The organism is Bartonella alsatica (assembly GCF_013388295.1).
In the GTDB taxonomy this organism is placed as follows: domain Bacteria; phylum Pseudomonadota; class Alphaproteobacteria; order Rhizobiales; family Rhizobiaceae; genus Bartonella; species Bartonella alsatica.
This window is the reverse complement of record NZ_CP058235.1, coordinates 1,571,739-1,589,882: the sequence shown is the minus strand read 5'-3', so window position 1 is coordinate 1,589,882 and position 18,144 is coordinate 1,571,739. Positions and strand designations below refer to the sequence as shown.

General features: G+C 39.4%; 11 protein-coding genes and 3 tRNA genes. 3 read left to right on the top strand and 11 right to left on the bottom strand.

Annotated elements, in window-relative coordinates; translation table 11 throughout:
- The first annotated feature begins 79 nt into the window (after positions 1-79).
- The 3 genes from accB (at position 80) to HWV54_RS06500 (ending at position 2,201) form a co-directional block, all read left to right on the top strand.
- Positions 80-568 carry an acetyl-CoA carboxylase biotin carboxyl carrier protein gene (gene accB, locus HWV54_RS06510; RefSeq protein ID WP_005865521.1) on the top strand — a complete coding sequence of 163 codons (489 nt, stop codon included), beginning with the start codon at positions 80-82 and terminating at the stop codon, positions 566-568.
- A gap of 14 nt (positions 569-582) precedes the next feature.
- Positions 583-1,941, top strand: a complete 1,359-nt coding sequence (accC, locus tag HWV54_RS06505; protein ID WP_005865523.1) for an acetyl-CoA carboxylase biotin carboxylase subunit — start codon at positions 583-585, stop codon at positions 1,939-1,941.
- A 184-nt stretch (positions 1,942-2,125) separates the two neighbouring features.
- Positions 2,126-2,201: transfer RNA gene (locus tag HWV54_RS06500), tRNA-Thr, on the top strand.
- 1,965 nt (positions 2,202-4,166) lie between these two features.
- On the opposite strand, the gene rpoC is transcribed toward HWV54_RS06500, so the two are convergent.
- The 11 genes from rpoC to HWV54_RS06445 all read right to left on the bottom strand — a co-directional run bounded on the left by rpoC (position 4,167) and on the right by HWV54_RS06445 (position 18,132).
- Positions 4,167-8,378 (bottom strand): DNA-directed RNA polymerase subunit beta', encoded by a 4,212-nt coding sequence (gene rpoC, locus HWV54_RS06495; protein ID WP_176953567.1) that lies wholly within the window; start codon positions 8,376-8,378, stop codon positions 4,167-4,169.
- A 172-nt stretch (positions 8,379-8,550) separates the two neighbouring features.
- Positions 8,551-12,702, bottom strand: coding sequence for a DNA-directed RNA polymerase subunit beta (gene rpoB / locus HWV54_RS06490; RefSeq protein ID WP_005865527.1), 4,152 nt, complete (start codon positions 12,700-12,702; stop codon positions 8,551-8,553).
- A 286-nt stretch (positions 12,703-12,988) separates the two neighbouring features.
- A complete protein-coding gene (rplL, locus tag HWV54_RS06485) occupies positions 12,989-13,360 on the bottom strand; it encodes a 50S ribosomal protein L7/L12 (protein ID WP_005865529.1) in 372 nt (123 codons plus the stop codon).
- Positions 13,361-13,460: 100 nt separating this feature from the next.
- Entirely contained in the window at positions 13,461-13,979 is a 519-nt protein-coding gene (gene rplJ / locus HWV54_RS06480; protein WP_005865531.1) for a 50S ribosomal protein L10, read from the bottom strand.
- A gap of 368 nt (positions 13,980-14,347) precedes the next feature.
- On the bottom strand, positions 14,348-15,046 hold the full coding sequence (gene rplA / locus HWV54_RS06475) for a 50S ribosomal protein L1 (protein ID WP_005865533.1): 699 nt from the start codon (positions 15,044-15,046) through the stop codon (positions 14,348-14,350).
- A 4-nt stretch (positions 15,047-15,050) separates the two neighbouring features.
- Positions 15,051-15,479 (bottom strand): 50S ribosomal protein L11, encoded by a 429-nt coding sequence (gene rplK / locus HWV54_RS06470; protein WP_005865535.1) that lies wholly within the window; start codon positions 15,477-15,479, stop codon positions 15,051-15,053.
- Between the two features lie 130 nt (positions 15,480-15,609).
- A complete protein-coding gene (gene nusG, locus HWV54_RS06465) occupies positions 15,610-16,140 on the bottom strand; it encodes a transcription termination/antitermination protein NusG (RefSeq protein ID WP_005865537.1) in 531 nt (176 codons plus the stop codon).
- 20 nt (positions 16,141-16,160) lie between these two features.
- Positions 16,161-16,373, bottom strand: a complete 213-nt coding sequence (gene secE / locus HWV54_RS06460) for a preprotein translocase subunit SecE (RefSeq protein WP_005865539.1) — start codon at positions 16,371-16,373, stop codon at positions 16,161-16,163.
- Positions 16,374-16,578: 205 nt separating this feature from the next.
- Positions 16,579-16,654, bottom strand: a tRNA-Trp gene (locus tag HWV54_RS06455).
- A gap of 45 nt (positions 16,655-16,699) precedes the next feature.
- Positions 16,700-17,875 carry an elongation factor Tu gene (tuf, locus tag HWV54_RS06450; RefSeq protein ID WP_005865050.1) on the bottom strand — a complete coding sequence of 392 codons (1,176 nt, stop codon included), beginning with the start codon at positions 17,873-17,875 and terminating at the stop codon, positions 16,700-16,702.
- Positions 17,876-18,058: 183 nt separating this feature from the next.
- Positions 18,059-18,132, bottom strand: a tRNA-Gly gene (locus HWV54_RS06445).
- Between the last annotated feature and the right edge of the window lie 12 nt (positions 18,133-18,144).

Below are 18,144 nucleotides of genomic sequence, written 5' to 3'. Positions count from 1 at the left end.
GGTCATCCGTAGTCTAGAGATATTCAGTCATAAGAATTAAATAATGACGATCTTCATTGATCAAGGAGTTAGAAATAAAATGGCAATAAAAAAAATGGAAGCGGCAAAATATAATGCAATTGATACAAAAATTATTCGTGACCTTGCTGAAATTTTAAATGATACAAACTTAACGAATATTGAACTTGAACAGGGAGGGCTTCGTATCTGTGTATCACGTCAAAATGCTTCAGTTACTCCTGAACAAACAATTTATACGCCTCTTTCCCCTAGTGTTGCCCTAACTTCTTCCCCTGCCCAAACGACTGCAGCTCCTATACAAGAAGACAAATCTAAAGACGCCATAACATCTCCAATGGTCGGAACAGCCTATCTTGCACCTTCGCCAGGTGCACAGCCTTTTGTAGAAATAGGACAAAATGTTTCTGAAGGACAAACGTTACTCATCATTGAAGCAATGAAAATGATGAATCAAATTCCATCACCACGCTCAGGAACGGTGACCACTATTTTTGTTAAAGATGGCCAACCCGTTGAATTTGGTGAACCACTTATTATTGTTGAATAAAGCGAGAGACAACTATGATTCGAAAAATCCTCATTGCTAATCGGGGAGAAATTGCTCTTCGCGTTCTGCGAGCTTGCAAAGAATTAGGTATAAAAACCGTAGCCGTTCATTCCACTGCTGACGCTGATGCAATGCATGTTCGTCTTGCTGATGAAAGTGTCTGTATTGGTCCTCCCCCAGCACGTGATTCTTATTTAAGTGTTCATCAAATTATTGCGGCGTGCGAAATTACAGGAGCTGATGCTGTTCATCCCGGGTATGGTTTTCTTTCTGAGAATGCAAAATTTGCCGATGTTCTAGAAGCCCATAATATTATATTCATCGGCCCTACAGCTGCGCATATTCGAATTATGGGTGATAAAATCGAAGCAAAGAAAACTGCTAAAAAACTCGGAATTCCTGTAGTTCCCGGTTCAAATGGAGCTGTCACTGAAGAAGCAGACGCTTTACGCACTGCTCATGAAATTGGTTATCCAGTTATTATTAAAGCTTCTGCCGGTGGTGGTGGACGCGGTATGAAAGTTGTTCACTCTGAACAAGAGTTTTCTTTAGCTCTCAAAACAACCCGCTCGGAAGCAGAAGCAGCTTTTGGTGATGATGCAGTTTATATTGAAAAATATCTAGAAAAGCCCCGTCATATCGAAATTCAAGTTATAGGTGATGGAGCAGGGAATGCTATTCATTTAGGAGAACGCGATTGTTCACTTCAACGACGTCATCAAAAAATATGGGAAGAAGCTACATCACCTGCTCTTAATGAAACTGAACGAAAAAAAATTGGTGATATTGTCGCATCTGCCTGTGCACAACTCGGATATCGTGGAGCTGGTACTGTTGAATTTCTTTATGAAAATGGTGAATTCTACTTTATTGAAATGAATACACGTTTACAAGTCGAACATCCTGTAACTGAAGCAATTACAGGCATAGATTTAGTCCATGAACAAATTCATATTGCATCAGGCAGAAAACTGTCAGTTGCACAACAAGACATTTGCTTCTCTGGTCATGCTATTGAATGTCGTATTAATGCGGAAGATCCTCTTTCCTTTACACCGTCACCAGGAATCATCACACATTTTCATACACCTGGAGGTTTAGGGATTCGCGTTGATTCAGGCGCTTATTCAGGTTATCGAATTCCTCCTTATTATGATAGTATGATTGGAAAGCTAATTGTTCATGGACGAACTCGTTTAGAATGCATGATGCGTTTACGACGTGCTTTAGATGAATTTGTAGTAGATGGGATTAAAACTACATTGCCTCTCTTTCGCGATCTCATTAACAATCAAGATATCACAGATGGCAATTATAATATTCATTGGCTAGAAAAATATCTATCTAAGCAACCAACTTCTTCAAATTCGTGATCCGATCACAAAATGATAACTCTTACTAACGCTTCTCTATGAAGTATTATAACAATACTACTGTAAAGTATGGTAGAAAATAAAGAAACTGATTATTTTATAATTTGTGATAAAAGTTTTAAAAAATTGGTAATTTTCTATTTTCCTTTTTGTGAGTTTGTGCTACTCCCTACGTGGTTATTATGCCCTTATAGCTCAGTTGGTAGAGCACCTGATTTGTAATCAGGGGGTCGGGAGTTCGAGTCTCTCTGGGGGCACCATACGCTTTTATATTGCGCATAGCCTGTTATTTTTATTAGAATTTTTAAATATGAAGGATTCTTAAATAAGCAAGAGGGGAATAGGATTCCCAAATATGTCTTTCAATTACTACAAATCAGAACCTTTATTCGAGATATTTTTTTAACCGTATCAGATGCTTAAAATATCTCTACTTTTTAAAAATCGGAATCTTTAAAAGGTCTCTCGCACCAAATCACAATCATTCAGACTCAAGACAAATCTGCTTTGGATATTTTTAAAGATCTTTTCCATTGTTACAAAATCACCTTCAATATAATTTCCAAAACTATAACACTTTTTCTTCATAAGATAAAAAGAGTTCAAATAAAATAAACTGTCTGAAACATCAAAAGTTTTATATAGTCATATCAAGAAATTTCTGCCCAATACGCCTCATTCTTGCTAAAGGCTTATCAAGATTAAAAGCTGTAGGCATTTTTCTTCCAAAGTTAAAAGATCTATAATCATTTAAATCATACATGACACAATATTATAGAAATAAAAACCTTGCTAGCTTCTTTCAACCTTGAACAAACTTCGAGTTTCAATAGCCGCAAGTTAAAAAAATAAAAGTCTCGAACAAACAAACTATTCTAGTTTTTGGGTTTAATCACTAAAATGATTTTAAACATGTTAAAACAGGTTCGTAATCTCACCATTTAGATTATTAATAATTGAATATTTAGCAGGTTTTTGTTAAAAAAATAATATTAGAATCTAAAAAAGATTCAGCATAAATTTAATATTCAATGCCGTTTAAAATTGGTACGATTTGGGAATGTAAATAGTGTTTCCCACCATTTTTCATGGAAATATTATTCATATAAAACTTTCTCCTCATGAGCAAAATTTATTCCCATAAGCTTTCACACACCTGATTAACTGTGCCTACGGGATGCTTTACGAAAAATGCAGTTTCAAGAATGTTTTGGAAATATTCAAACTTTTTGTCTGATAATTCATTTATCATAGTCTTAATAATTATGTAATATACCTCAACCGGTTATTACGTCCAGTTATATCATAGCTTAGTGGGCTGCAATATACTACGATTAAGGGAGATGATTGCTTATCCAACATCTTTTCTCATAAGCGTTCTCTATCTTGATTTATTGATAAGGATGATAAAGCCCTATAATAGTGGACTTTGTTTGTCATGCCTCCAAATCAAGTTTTTTCTTGTAATCTAAGACATTTTTGGCGATGTTTTCTCGACATCGCATTTACTTTGTTGCATTATACCACCCATATAATGCTTAAACTCTAGCTAAACGGCTTGGAGACATTTAAGCCGTGTGTCACCACGCTAGAAAGACACAAAAACCCCTTTTCTCCATAATAACGCAAAGACAGAGTATGTATTGAAAATTCACGTGTCAATTAACCAATTGAATAATATTCATACACTTTCCCATTTTATTTTTATAAACCATACCGTTATTAGAAATATATCTGTTTTCTATAAACTTTTAGTTAGTATTTTACACTCTACTTTCCTGAACTTTTAAATATAAAGAAATACGAAGCTTTCTCTTTACTTAAACATTGTATAGTAAAAATAACTCAATTTCTGGATTACAAAAAAGATTTTTGATCTTTTCTTATGATGCCTTTTCAAGCTTTATAGAAAACATCAATAAAAAACATTCAAAACAAGTTGTTACCTCATTTTTCAGATAAGTTACTCTTCTCCTTTAAACCATCGCTACCTATTACCTTAGGCAATTTTCAGCTTTAAATGTCCTGAAAATGAACTCTTTAATTTAATAGCATAAATAAGAAATTTTATAAATTAAACAAAGGAAAAATGAATATCATTATAAAAAAGATACAATAAGCTATCAAGAATGTTAAAAATATAACCATTTTCTTCTGAGTTCTAAAAAACGCCCGAATTTAAAATTCGAGCGTTTTCTTCATACTCTTTTTAGCACAAGCTCAAATTATTCAGAAACTGTTTCAGTTACCATATTTGTCAACATAGCCTTAGCTATCTCATTATTGCTAGATTTGCGTCGTTCATCTACAATTAAATCATCACGAACTGCAGCGATACGACGAATTTGAGCAATCGTACCACCTGTACCTGCAGGAATAAGACGACCGACAATAACATTCTCCTTAAGACCTTGCAAAGTATCAATTTTACCAGAAACTGCTGCCTCCGTAAGCACCCTTGTTGTTTCCTGAAATGATGCTGCCGAAATAAAAGAGGGAGTTTGAAGAGAAGCTTTTGTAATCCCAAGAAGGATAGGATTACCAGATGCAGGTCTCTTCCCTTCTGCAATCAAATTATCATTGATCTCATCTAATTCAATACGGTCAACATTATCACCTGGAATATAACCAGAATCTCCAGATTCAGTAATTTCAACCTTTTGCAACATTTGACGAACGATCACTTCAATATGCTTGTCATTAATCAAAACACCTTGCAAACGGTAAACTTCTTGAATTTCATTAACAAGATAAGATGCTAAAGCTTCAACACCTTTAATTGCTAAGATATCATGAGGTGCCGGATTACCATCGAGGATATAATCTCCTTTTTCAATCTGGTCACCTTCTTGAAAATGAAACAATTTTCCTTTTGGAATCAAATATTCTACGGACTCGAACTTTTCATCATTTGGTTCAATGATAATACGACGTTTATTTTTATAACCACGCCCAAATCGTATTGTACCACTGACCTCAGCAATGATAGCATGGTCCTTTGGACGCCGCGCTTCAAAAAGCTCGGCTACACGTGGTAAACCACCTGTAATATCTTTTGTCTTAGCACTTTCCATCGGCAAGCGAGCAATAACATCACCGGCTTTAACATGAGAACCAGGCTCAACAGAAAGAATAGTTTCCACTGACATCATGTAACGGGCTTCACCTCCCTTATGCAATTTAGCAATGGTGTTACCCTTTTTATCTGCGTGAATAATAATGGCTGGTTTTAGCTCAGCGCCACGCGGATTAGCACGCCAATCAATCACCAAACGCTTGGTAATACCTGTAGATTCATCGGCTGTTTCAGTAACTGATAAACCATCAATCATATCCTCAAAGCCTACATACCCCTCAACTTCAGTTAAAATCGGACGTGTATAGGGATCCCATTCTGCTATACGTTGGCCACATTTAACCACGTCACCATCATCAACAAAAATATGCGCACCATAACTAACACGATGCACTACACGCTCTTTTCCAGCCTCATCTTTTATAAGGATAGCCATATTACGTCCCATGACCACCAAATGACCTTCAGAATTACGAACTACATTGCGATTACGAATCTCTACGATGCCTTCATAAGAAGCCTCTAAATGAGATGAATCAACAACTTGCGCCGTTCCTCCTAAGTGAAAGGTTCGCATAGTAAGCTGAGTTCCCGGTTCACCAATGGATTGAGCAGCAATAACACCAACTGCCTCCCCCTGATTAACTGGTGTCCCACGTGCCAAATCACGACCGTAGCATTTAGCACAAACACCAAGACGTGTTTCACATGTTAAAGCAGAGCGAATTTGAACTGACTGAATTCCGGCTTCTTCAATCTTAGCAACATCAGCTTCCTCAATCATTGCTCCACCTTCAAGGATAACTTCTCCAGAGACTGGATGCAAAATATCAACAAGCGCTGTGCGACCAAGAATTCTTTGCCCAAGAGATGCGACAATTTGCCCTGCATCAACAATCGGCTGCATAGTTAGCCCCTTTGCAGTACCACAATCAACCGCTGAAATAATAGCATCCTGGGCAACATCAACAAGACGCCGTGTTAAATAACCAGAGTTAGCTGTTTTTAGCGCAGTATCAGCAAGCCCTTTTCGAGCACCGTGAGTCGAATTAAAGTATTCGTTAACTGTTAGCCCTTCTTTAAAGTTTGAAATAATTGGGGTTTCAATAATTTCACCTGATGGCTTTGCCATTAATCCGCGCATACCTGCCAACTGCTTCATCTGGTTAGCAGAACCACGCGCACCAGAATGTGACATCATATAAATTGAATTCATTGGACGCTGACGTCCTGTTTTTGGATCAAATTCAACTGCTTGAATACGTTTCATCATTTCATCCGCAACGCGATCCGTACATTTACCCCACGCATCTACAACCTTGTTATATTTTTCACCTTGCGTAATCAGGCCATCATTATATTGTTGTTCATATTCTTTAGCCAAAGCTTCCGTTTCTGCAACCAAACGCGACTTGCTATCAGGGATAACCATATCGTCCTTGCCAAATGAAATCCCCGCACGACAAGCATACGAAAAGCCAAGCTGCATAATACGATCACAAAAAATAACTATCTCTTTCTGTCCACAGTGCCGATAAACTTGATCAATCATTTTAGAAATATTCTTTTTAGTCATTTCTTTATTGACAATATCAAATGAAATATTGGGGTTTTTCGGCAAAAGTTCTCCAATAATCAAACGGCCAGGTGTTGTGTCGTAAAGTCTAGAAACCTCTTTTCCATCCTTACCCATATTTTTAACACGGCCTTTAATCTTCGTATGAAGAGTTAAAATCTTATTTTCCAAAGCATGATGGAGCTCACCCATATCGGCAAAAGCCATCCCCTCTCCCGGTTCTTTTTCAGTCACGATCGAAAGATAGTAAAGACCAAGAACCATATCCTGTGATGGAACAATAATTGGGGCACCATTGGCTGGATGAAGAATATTATTGGTCGACATCATCAAAACACGGGCTTCAAGCTGTGCTTCAAGAGAAAGTGGAACGTGAACCGCCATCTGATCACCATCAAAATCCGCATTAAAAGCGGTACACACCAACGGATGAAGCTGGATAGCTTTGCCTTCAATCAAGATAGGTTCAAAAGCCTGGATCCCTAAACGGTGCAATGTTGGTGCACGATTGAGCAAAACAGGATGCTCACGAATAACTTCATCCAAAATATCCCAAACCTCCGGATGCTCTTTTTCAACAAGCTTCTTTGCCTGTTTTACAGTTGACGAATACCCTTTCGCATCAAGCCGAGCGTAAATAAATGGCTTAAATAATTCCAAAGCCATTTTTTTGGGAAGACCACATTGATGCAATTTCAATTCAGGACCTGTCACAATAACAGAACGCCCAGAATAATCAACACGCTTCCCAAGTAAGTTTTGACGGAAACGTCCTTGTTTACCCTTGAGCATATCTGAAAGAGACTTGAGCGGACGCTTATTTGCTCCAGTAATTACACGCCCACGCCGACCATTATCAAACAATGCATCAACAGCTTCCTGCACCATACGCTTTTCATTGCGCACAATAATTCCAGGAGCACGCAACTCAATAAGTCGTTTCAATCGGTTATTACGATTTATAACCCGCCTATAAAGATCGTTCAGGTCTGACGTCGCAAAACGCCCCCCATCAAGTGGAACCAATGGACGTAAATCCGGTGGAATAACTGGAATTGTTTTCATAATCATCCACTCTGGTTTATTGCCAGATTCAAGAAAATTCTCAACAATTTTAAGTCGTTTGATTAATTTTTTCTGCTTTAATTCCGAAGTTGTTTCAGATAATTCAACACGCAAATCGTTCGCGATTTTTTCTAACTCCATGCTTGCTAAAAGTTCGTAAATAGCCTCAGCACCAATCATAGCAGTAAACTGATCTTCCCCGAACTCATCAATAGCAAGCATATATTCTTCTTCAGAAAGAAGCTGATGAAGCTTAAGAGATGTCAACCCTGGTTCTGTTACAATATAATTTTCAAAATAAAGAACTCGCTCAATATCCTTCAAAGTCAAATCTAAAAGTGTAGAAATGCGTCCTGGTAACGATTTAAGGAACCAAATATGAGCCACAGGTGCCGCAAGCTCAATATGTCCCATACGCTCACGGCGTACGCGCGAAAGAGTAACCTCTACACCACATTTTTCACAGATAATGCCCTTATATTTCATGCGTTTATATTTACCGCATAAACATTCATAATCCTTAATCGGGCCAAATATACGTGCACAAAAAAGACCATCACGCTCCGGCTTAAAAGTCCGATAATTAATAGTCTCAGGCTTCTTGATCTCACCATACGACCAAGATAAAATCTTTTCAGGACTCGCAATGGAAATACGAATAGAGTCAAATGTCTGTGCTGGTGCTTGAGGATTGAAAAGATTCATGACCTCGTGGTTCATGCTGTTCTCCTTCAAAGATTCTTAGAACCTGTTGTAATATCTCATTAGTTTTATCACAGATCTTATTTAAAACCTATTTTTACTTTTTAAATTGTCTGCGCTATCTTATAGAAGTTTCTTGATTTAGTTTTTCAAGATAATCAGAGCGCACTTTTTTAGTGCGCTCTTTAAATTATTGTTCTGCTGTATCAGATAATGCCCGCCTTGCAATAAGTTCACGTGCATCATCAAGTTCTACATTAAGAGCCAATGAACGCATTTCTTTTACCAACACATTAAAGCTTTCCGGTATACCCGCTTCAAACGTATCGTCACCGCGCACGATTGCTTCATAAACTTTTGTTCGACCAGCTACATCATCCGATTTCACTGTAAGCATTTCCTGTAAAGTGTATGCAGCACCATAAGCTTCAAGTGCCCAAACCTCCATTTCACCAAAACGCTGACCACCAAATTGCGCCTTACCACCTAATGGCTGTTGTGTAACAAGCGAATATGGCCCAATTGAACGTGCATGAATTTTATCATCCACAAGGTGATGCAATTTCAACATGTAAATATACCCCACCGTCACCGGACGATCAAAAGGCTCACCAGTACGACCATCATAAAGCGTAACCTGTCCTGAACTATCCAAACCTGCATCTTCCAACATTGTATTGATATCAGCTTCATGGGCCCCATCAAAAACAGGCGTTGCAATTGAAACTCCTTTTCTCATCTGTAGCGCTAATTTGTAAAGACTTTCATTGTCATACTGACGTATTGGCTCATTTCGTCCATTATCAGGAATAAAATTTTCAATCCGCTGACGCAAAGGAAGTATATCACCAGTTTCTTGATAAGCCTCGATCAAATCTCCAATCTTCTTGCCCATACCTGCACACGCCCAACCAAGATGTGTTTCAAGAATTTGACCAACATTCATACGACTAGGTACACCAAGCGGGTTTAATACGATATCCGCATGAGTTCCATCTTCAAGAAATGGCATATCTTCTACGGGAAGAATACGTGATACAACCCCCTTGTTACCATGACGCCCTGCCATTTTATCACCTGGTTGGATTTTGCGCTTCACAGCTACAAAAACTTTCACCATTTTCATAACACCAGGTGGCATTTCATCGCCTCTTTGGACTTTTTCAACTTTATCCATAAAGCGTCGTTGCAATGCTTCTTTTGATTCATCATATTGCTTGCGCAAAGCCTCAATTTCACTTTGAAGCTTTTCATCTTCAACAGAAAATTGCCACCATTGCGAGCGCGGGTAACGTTCCATTATCGCATTGTCAAGCTCCTTATTGCTCGAAAAGCCTTTTGGACCTTCTACGGCAATTTTACCTATCAACATATCTGCAAGACGTGCATAAACATTACGATCAAGAATTGACTGCTCATCATCACGATCTTTAGCTAAACGCTCAATTTCTTCACGTTCAATTGCCATCGCACGTTCATCTTTTTCCACACCGTGGCGGTTAAAAACACGAACCTCAACAACAGTCCCAAAAGTCCCAGGAGGCATTCGCATAGAAGTATCACGAACATCTGAAGCCTTTTCCCCAAAAATTGCACGCAGAAGTTTTTCTTCCGGTGTCATAGGACTCTCACCTTTTGGTGTAATCTTGCCCACTAAAATATCACCAGGCTGAACCTCAGCTCCAATATAGATAATACCAGCTTCATCAAGATTCCTTAAAGCTTCTTCGGAAACGTTAGGAATATCTCGTGTAATTTCTTCAGGACCAAGTTTTGTATCACGTGCTGCAACTTCAAACTCCTCAATATGAATCGAAGTAAAGACGTCATCAGCAACAATGCGTTCAGATAACAAAATGGAATCTTCGTAATTATATCCGTTCCAAGGCATAAAAGCCACAAGAACGTTCCGCCCAAGAGCTAAATCACCAAGATCCGTAGAGGGCCCATCTGCAATAATATCTCCCTTCTCTATTCGATCTCCAACATGTACGAGAGGACGCTGATTAATACAAGTAGATTGATTAGAACGCTGAAACTTCTGTAAACGATAAATGTCAACACCAGATTTTGAAGGATCTAAATCTTCTGTCGCACGAATAACAATACGGGTTGCATCAACTTGATCAACAATACCGCCACGCTTTGCACTAACGGCTGCACCTGAATCGCGAGCAACAATTGATTCCATTCCCGTACCAACAAATGGTGCTTCAGCACGTATAAGCGGAACTGCCTGACGCTGCATGTTTGATCCCATCAACGCACGATTCGCATCATCATTTTCTAAAAATGGAATAAGGGCTGCTGCTACCGAGACCAACTGTTTGGGTGAAACATCCATCAAATCTACATGATCCCGCGGCGCCATTAAAACTTCACCTGCATGACGACAAACAACAAACTCTTCTGTAAAACGTCCTTCAACATCCAATGAAGAATTAGCTTGAGCTACATAATGCTTTGATTCTTCCATAGCAGACAGATAAATAACTTCTGTTGTCACTTTACCATCAATAATCTTACGATATGGACTTTCAATAAAACCATATTTATTAACCCGCGCGAATGTTGCTAAGGAATTAATCAAACCAATATTAGGACCTTCCGGCGTTTCAATCGGACAAATACGACCATAATGCGTAGGATGTACATCACGAACCTCAAAACCTGCACGTTCACGAGTCAAACCACCTGGTCCAAGAGCAGAAAGACGGCGCTTATGGGTGATCTCTGATAACGGATTGGTTTGGTCCATAAACTGCGATAATTGCGATGATCCAAAAAATTCACGAACTGCTGCAGCGGCAGGTTTTGCGTTTATCAAATCCTGTGGCATGACTGTATCAATTTCAACCGATGACATACGCTCTTTTATTGCACGCTCCATACGAAGTAGACCAATGCGATACTGATTTTCCATCAATTCCCCAACGGAACGAACGCGCCGATTACCAAGATTGTCAATATCATCAATTTCCCCACGACCATCGCGCAACTCAACTAACATCTTAACAACAGCAAGAATATCTTCTTGACGTAAAGTGCGAACCGTATCTGGACAATCAAGATCCATACGCAGATTCATCTTAACACGCCCAACAGCGGAAAGATCATAACGCTCTGGATCAAAAAATAATGAATGGAACATAGCTTCTGCTGTATCCATTGTTGGTGGCTCACCTGGACGCATTACCCGGTAAATATCAAACAATGCATCCTGTCGACTTTCATTTTTATCCACTTTTAAAGTATTACGGATATATGCCCCAACATTCATGTGATCAATATCAAGGATATTGATTTGATTTGCATTAACATCAAGCAATATCTTTAATATTTTCTCATCAATTTCATCACCAGCTTCAAGGTAAATCTCACCTGTCTGGTAATTAACTATATCTTCCGACAGATAGCACCCTAATAAATCTTCCTCACTAACTTTAACCGCCTTGAGACCTTTCTCAGCTAAAGACTTTGCAGCACGAACCGTTAGCTTTTTACCGGCTTCAGCAACAACTTCACCACTGTCTGCATCTATAAGGTCAGAAACAAGCTTCACTCCCTTAAAGCGATCAACAGAATAAGGAATACGCCATCCATCTCCATCACGTTCATAAGTAACTTTATTATAAAACGTCGATAAAATATCTGATGCATCCATACCTAATGCCATCAAAAGACTCGTAACAGGAATCTTACGTCGCCGATCAATACGGGCATAAATGATGTCCTTAGCATCAAATTCAATATCAAGCCAAGAGCCACGGTAAGGAATAACACGAGCAGCAAAAAGAAACTTTCCTGATGAATGTGACTTACCTTTATCGTGATCAAAAAAGACACCAGGAGAACGATGCATCTGTGAAACAATAACACGTTCCGTACCATTAACAATAAAGGTACCATTCGACGTCATTAAAGGCATATCGCCCATATAAACACCCTGCTCTTTAATATCTTTAATATCCTTCGAGCCAGTATCCTCATCAACATCAAAAACAATTAAACGTAATATTACCTTTAACGGTGCAGCATAAGTCAAATCACGTTGACGACATTCTTCAACATCAAATTTTGGTAAATCAAATTCATAACCAACAAACTCGAGCATAGCTGTACCGGAAAAGTCCGAAATAGGAAATACCGATTTAAAAACAGCCTGCAAACCTTCATCTGGTCGTCCACCTTTCGGCTCCTCAACCATAAGAAACTGATCGTATGACGCTTTTTGAACCTCAATAAGATTCGGCATCTCTGCTACTTCAGGAATCTTACCAAAAAATTTGCGTACGCGCTTACGACCATTGAATTGAGACATCATCGCTAGGGTCTGAGCCATCGTCGCTCCTTGATTTTTACTCTTCAAGGTAAACTAAACCTTGAAAGCTTTATGTCATTAACCTGCACATGCAGACCAGTTCACTTGATACCCGATTAATAGGCACCATCAATTTTTCCCATAATACAAGCCTTCCATTTATTGAGCTCTACAATGAGAAAACTAGAATAAAACCTACATCCACAACAACTACAGAACTGTTGGGAAAAGTTTTTCATTGATTATCTTCCTTCTTTTCAAGAGAAAGAAAATCGGCGAACATAAATGCCCGCCGATAGAATAAAATTTACTTAAGTTCAACTTTAGCACCAGCAGCTTCAAGCTGAGATTTAATCTTTTCTGCTTCTTCTTTAGAAGCCCCTTCTTTAATAGGTTTAGGTGCTCCTTCAACTAAATCTTTAGCTTCTTTAAGTCCAAGTCCAGTAAGGGCGCGAACTTCCTTAATAACATTAATCTTTTGTGCACCACCTTCAACAAGAATAACATCAAATTCTGTTTTTTCTTCAGCAACTGGAGCAGCAGCACCAGCAACAGGTGCAACAGCTACAGGAGCAGCAGCTGAAACTCCCCATTTTTCTTCAAGCAACTTAGAAAGCTCTGCAGCTTCCAAGAGAGTCAAATTAGAAAGGTCTTCAACGATCTTCGTTAGATCAGCCATTTTAAAATTCCTTCAATTAAAAGATTTGAACCATTGTTTTAAACTTATTCAAAAAATAGAAAAGCACCAAAGCTCTTCCATACATGAGTACAAAACAGCCTTAAGCCGCCTTATTCTTCTGAGCATATGCCCCAATGACACGTGCAACCTGACCACCAGGTGCATTAACAACCTGTGCGATATGGGTTGCAGGAGTAGAAATTACACCTAAAAGTTTTGCTCGCAATTCGTTTAGTGAAGGTAATGAAGCCAATGACTTCACAGCATTTACACTTAAACTTGTTGCACCCATTGAACCGCCTAGGATGACAAATTTGTCATTGCTTTTCGCAAAATCAACAGCAACTTTCGGTGCTGTAATTGGATCTTCTGAATAAGCGATAAGCGTCTGTCCAGTAAATAGACTCGCTATAGATTCAGATTCCGTGCCCTGAAGAGCGATTTTAGCAAGACGGTTTTTGGCGACTTTAACGGCCCCGCCAGCTTCACTCATTTTCGAACGAAGATCGTTCATCTGTGAAACTGTCAGACCGGAATAATGTGCAACAACAACAGAACCAGACTTTTGAAAAGCCTCGTTAAGCCATGTAACAAATTCGCGTTTTTCCGCTCTATTCACTGTCTCTCTCCATTTAACAGATTTGCTTTTAACAAACCTGTTGGTTACCTTTGATAACATAAAATACCTTATGCTATCGATGAGGTTCCTGTCCCCTTTTTCACGCACAGCGATCAAAGGCAACCCTGGCTCAAACCCTTTAAGTCTTTTAACTCTCAGTTTTTACCCCAGTCTCATGCGGGTTTTTTTCGATTAAGATACTTCAAATAGTATCACCCACAATCTCGGACAGGATATTCCGGAATTTCTTCCGGTATAACTTAAGCTTGATAAAGCCTAGATAACTCACTGCCAATAAAAAATCGATACCTTAAAATACAAGTTCGATATTTACATACCCCAAAATAAAATCATAAATCTGTCAAAACCTATTCTGAACGAACAGTTGAAGGTTCGACTTTAATTCCAATCCCCATGGTCGAAGAAACTGCAATACGCTTAATATACTCACCCTTTGCACCTTGCGGTTTAGCTTTAACAACAGCACTCGCAAAAGCTTTAATATTTTCTACTATTTTCTCAACCCCAAAAGAAGCCTTACCGATACCAGCATGTACAATACCAGCTTTTTCAACACGAAATTCAACAGCACCACCTTTAGAAGCCTTAACAGCACCAGCAACATCGAGTGTCACTGTACCGACTTTCGGATTCGGCATCAAACTCCGCGGCCCCAAAATTTTACCAAGACGACCGACAAGAGGCATCATATCCGGTGTTGCAATACAACGATCAAAATCTATCGTCCCTCCATTAATGCTTTCAAACAAATCTTCAGCTCCCACAATGTCAGCACCAGCAGCTTTAGCTTCAAGAACCTTATCCCCACGTGCAAAAACGGCAACACGAATATTCCGCCCTGTTCCATTAGGCAAATGAGCAACACCCCGAACCATTTGATCTGCATGACGAGGATCAACACCTAAGTTCATTGAAATTTCAATTGTTTCATCAAATTTAGCAACTGCACGCTCTTTAACCATCGAAACTGCATCTTTTAAAGCGTAAAGTTTATCAAAATCAATATCTTTTCGGATATTTTTTATTCTCTTTGCTATTTTTGCCATAATATTAGCCCACCACTTCCAAGCCCATAGAGCGAGCAGAACCTTCAATCATGCGCATTGCTGATTCAATGTCATTTGCATTAAGGTCCTTCATCTTTGCTTGTGCAATTGAATGAATTTTATCACGAGAAATGCTTCCTATAGATACTTTACCAGGCTCTTTTGAGCCAGATTTCAAATTTGCTTCCTTTTTCAAAAAAAACGATACAGGAGGCGTCTTTAAAGAAAAGGTAAAAGACTTATCTTGATAATAGGTGATAACTACTGGGATCGGTGCTCCCTTCTCCATTTCCTGTGTAGCCGCATTAAACGCCTTACAGAATTCCATGATATTAATACCCCGTTGACCAAGAGCTGGACCAATCGGTGGAGATGGAGTAGCAGCCCCTGCAGGAACCTGTAACTTGAGCTGACCTATACTTTTCTTTGCCATAACAATCTGCCTTTAATTTTACTGGTATGCTGACAATTCATCTTGCCCGCTACCCGCTGCAGTGAAGTGGTTCGGATCTTTAAGACGACAAAAGCCATAAATCACCTCCCACTACTTAATTTAAGTTTAATCAGAGTTTTTCAACTTGATTAAACTCTAAATCAACAGGCGTAGGACGCCCAAAAATTAACACCTCTACCTTAAGACGAGAGCGCTCTTCTTCAACCTCTTGCACAACTCCATTAAACGAAATAAAAGGACCGTCAGCGACGCGAACTTGCTCTCCTACCTCAAACAACACAGAAGACTTTGGAGATTCAACCCCTTCTTGGACTTGTTTAAGAATTTGTTCAACCTCTCGATCAGAAATAGGAACAGGACGCGCTTCTGCTCCCAAAAAACCTGTCACTTTAGGAGTATTCTTAATGAGATGATAAACCTCATCTGTCAACTCAGCACAAACAAGAACATAACCAGGAAAAAATTTCCGCTCAGTATCAACTTTACGCCCACGACGAACTTCTACAACACGTTCTGTGGGAACAAAAATCTTTTCAAACAAATGATCAAGCTTCTTCTGCTTTGCTTCCTTATCAATAGCTTCCGCTACCTTCTTTTCAAAATTTGAATATGCTTGAACAATATACCAACGAGCAGCCACAGTCACACTTCCTTGCACTATCAACTAAAAAGATATTTTAGAAGATCAATACCCCGCCAAACACCAAAATGCATAACCTGATCCACAATGAAAAAAAAAGCTGAAGCTAATGTAGTCACCAATAGCACCATCACAGTCGAGATTACTGTCTCACGTCGTGTAGGCCACTTCACTTTAACTGTTTCTGCATAAACCTGCTTTAAAAATGTAATTGGATTGGTTTTGGATGCCATCAGTTACTCTACACTCTTTCTAACCTTATTGTAATCTACAAAAAATAAATAGGATAAAAACGCGAAAAGCCAATCTTCAGCCTTATGCAACTTCTTCATCTTCTACTCAATACCGATTCACGCACAAAAAAACAAGCCCCAGACCAAAAAAAGCGAAAAAGTAGTTAAAAACCTACTCCCTCACAGCTAAGATCTTACCCCTCTCTGGCAGGGGCAGCAGGACTTGAACCCGCGACCTGCGGTTTTGGAGACCGCCGCTCTACCAACTGAGCTATACCCCTAACTCTACACCTTTAACAGCAAAGGCACTTTTCACTAACCTTTATTTACTCAATGATCTTAGAAACGATACCTGCACCAACAGTACGACCACCTTCACGAATAGCGAAGCGAAGCTTCTCTTCCATTGCAATCGGAACAATCAAAGAGACATCCATCGCAACATTATCACCAGGCATAACCATCTCCGTTCCTTCTGGAAGTGTAACAATTCCCGTCACATCCGTAGTACGGAAATAAAACTGAGGTCGATAATTCGTGAAAAATGGAGTATGACGCCCTCCTTCATCTTTTGTTAAAATGTAGGCCTCTGCTTTAAATCTTGTATGAGGAGTAACCGAACCAGGCTTTGCCAAAACCTGTCCACGCTCAACCCCTTCACGATCAACCCCACGAAGCAGTGCTCCAATATTATCTCCTGCTTGACCTTGATCTAAAAGCTTGCGGAACATTTCAACACCTGTAACCGTCGTCTTAGAAGTCGGACGTATGCCAATAATCTCGATTTCCTCACCAACCTTAATAACACCACGCTCAACACGACCTGTTACAACCGTCCCACGGCCTGAAATTGAAAAAACATCTTCTATCGGCATTAAAAATGGCTGATCAACTGGTCGCTCAGGTGTCGGTATATAATTATCAACTTCACTCATCAAAAGACGAACTGCATCTTCCCCAATGCTTTTATCTTTATCTTCAAGAGCTGCTAACGCAGAACCTTTTACTATCGGTATATCGTCTCCGGGAAAGTCATATTTTGACAATAGCTCACGCACTTCAAGCTCAACAAGCTCCAAAAGCTCAGCATCATCAACTTGATCAACCTTATTAAGAAAAACAACAATCGCCGGAACACCTACCTGACGTGCTAGCAAAATATGTTCACGTGTCTGAGGCATCGGACCATCAGCAGCAGAAACAACCAAAATCGCTCCATCCATCTGCGCTGCTCCTGTGATCATGTTTTTTACATAATCCGCGTGCCCAGGGCAATCAACATGTGCATAGTGCCGTTTCTCTGTTTCATACTCAACATGCGCTGTAGAAATGGTAATTCCGCGTGCACGTTCCTCTGGTGCAGCATCAATTTGGTCATACGCTTTAAATTCACCAAAATATTTCGTAATCGCTGCTGTCAACGAGGTCTTCCCATGATCAACGTGACCTATCGTTCCTATATTAACATGCGGCTTCGTACGTTCAAATTTGCTCTTTGCCATCTCTATTAATCTCTTACTTTTGTTCTTTTGTTTTGTTATACTAAGAGCAGGCCTGTAGAACTGAATTAAAACCGACCTGCTATATCAGCCCAACCATCACAACTCTTAAGACGGGAAACCCCGCCCCATTGTGATGAACATATCCTTCCATCATACTCACTCGCCTAATCAACAGCAACTATTTGGAGCGGGTAGCGGGAATCGAACCCGCATATTCAGCTTGGAAGGCTGCTGCTCTACCATTGAGCTATACCCGCATACGTATTAAC

Coding starts and splice junctions, on each gene's coding strand:
- accB (WP_005865521.1), top strand. CDS start 80: ATGGCAATAAAAAAAATGGAAGCGGCAAAATATAATGCAATTGATACA.
- accC (WP_005865523.1), top strand. CDS start 583: ATGATTCGAAAAATCCTCATTGCTAATCGGGGAGAAATTGCTCTTCGC.
- rpoC (WP_176953567.1), bottom strand. CDS start 8,378: ATGAACCACGAGGTCATGAATCTTTTCAATCCTCAAGCACCAGCACAG.
- rpoB (WP_005865527.1), bottom strand. CDS start 12,702: ATGGCTCAGACCCTAGCGATGATGTCTCAATTCAATGGTCGTAAGCGC.
- rplL (WP_005865529.1), bottom strand. CDS start 13,360: ATGGCTGATCTAACGAAGATCGTTGAAGACCTTTCTAATTTGACTCTC.
- rplA (WP_005865533.1), bottom strand. CDS start 15,046: ATGGCAAAAATAGCAAAGAGAATAAAAAATATCCGAAAAGATATTGAT.
- rplK (WP_005865535.1), bottom strand. CDS start 15,479: ATGGCAAAGAAAAGTATAGGTCAGCTCAAGTTACAGGTTCCTGCAGGG.
- secE (WP_005865539.1), bottom strand. CDS start 16,373: ATGGCATCCAAAACCAATCCAATTACATTTTTAAAGCAGGTTTATGCA.
- tuf (WP_005865050.1), bottom strand. CDS start 17,875: ATGGCAAAGAGCAAATTTGAACGTACGAAGCCGCATGTTAATATAGGA.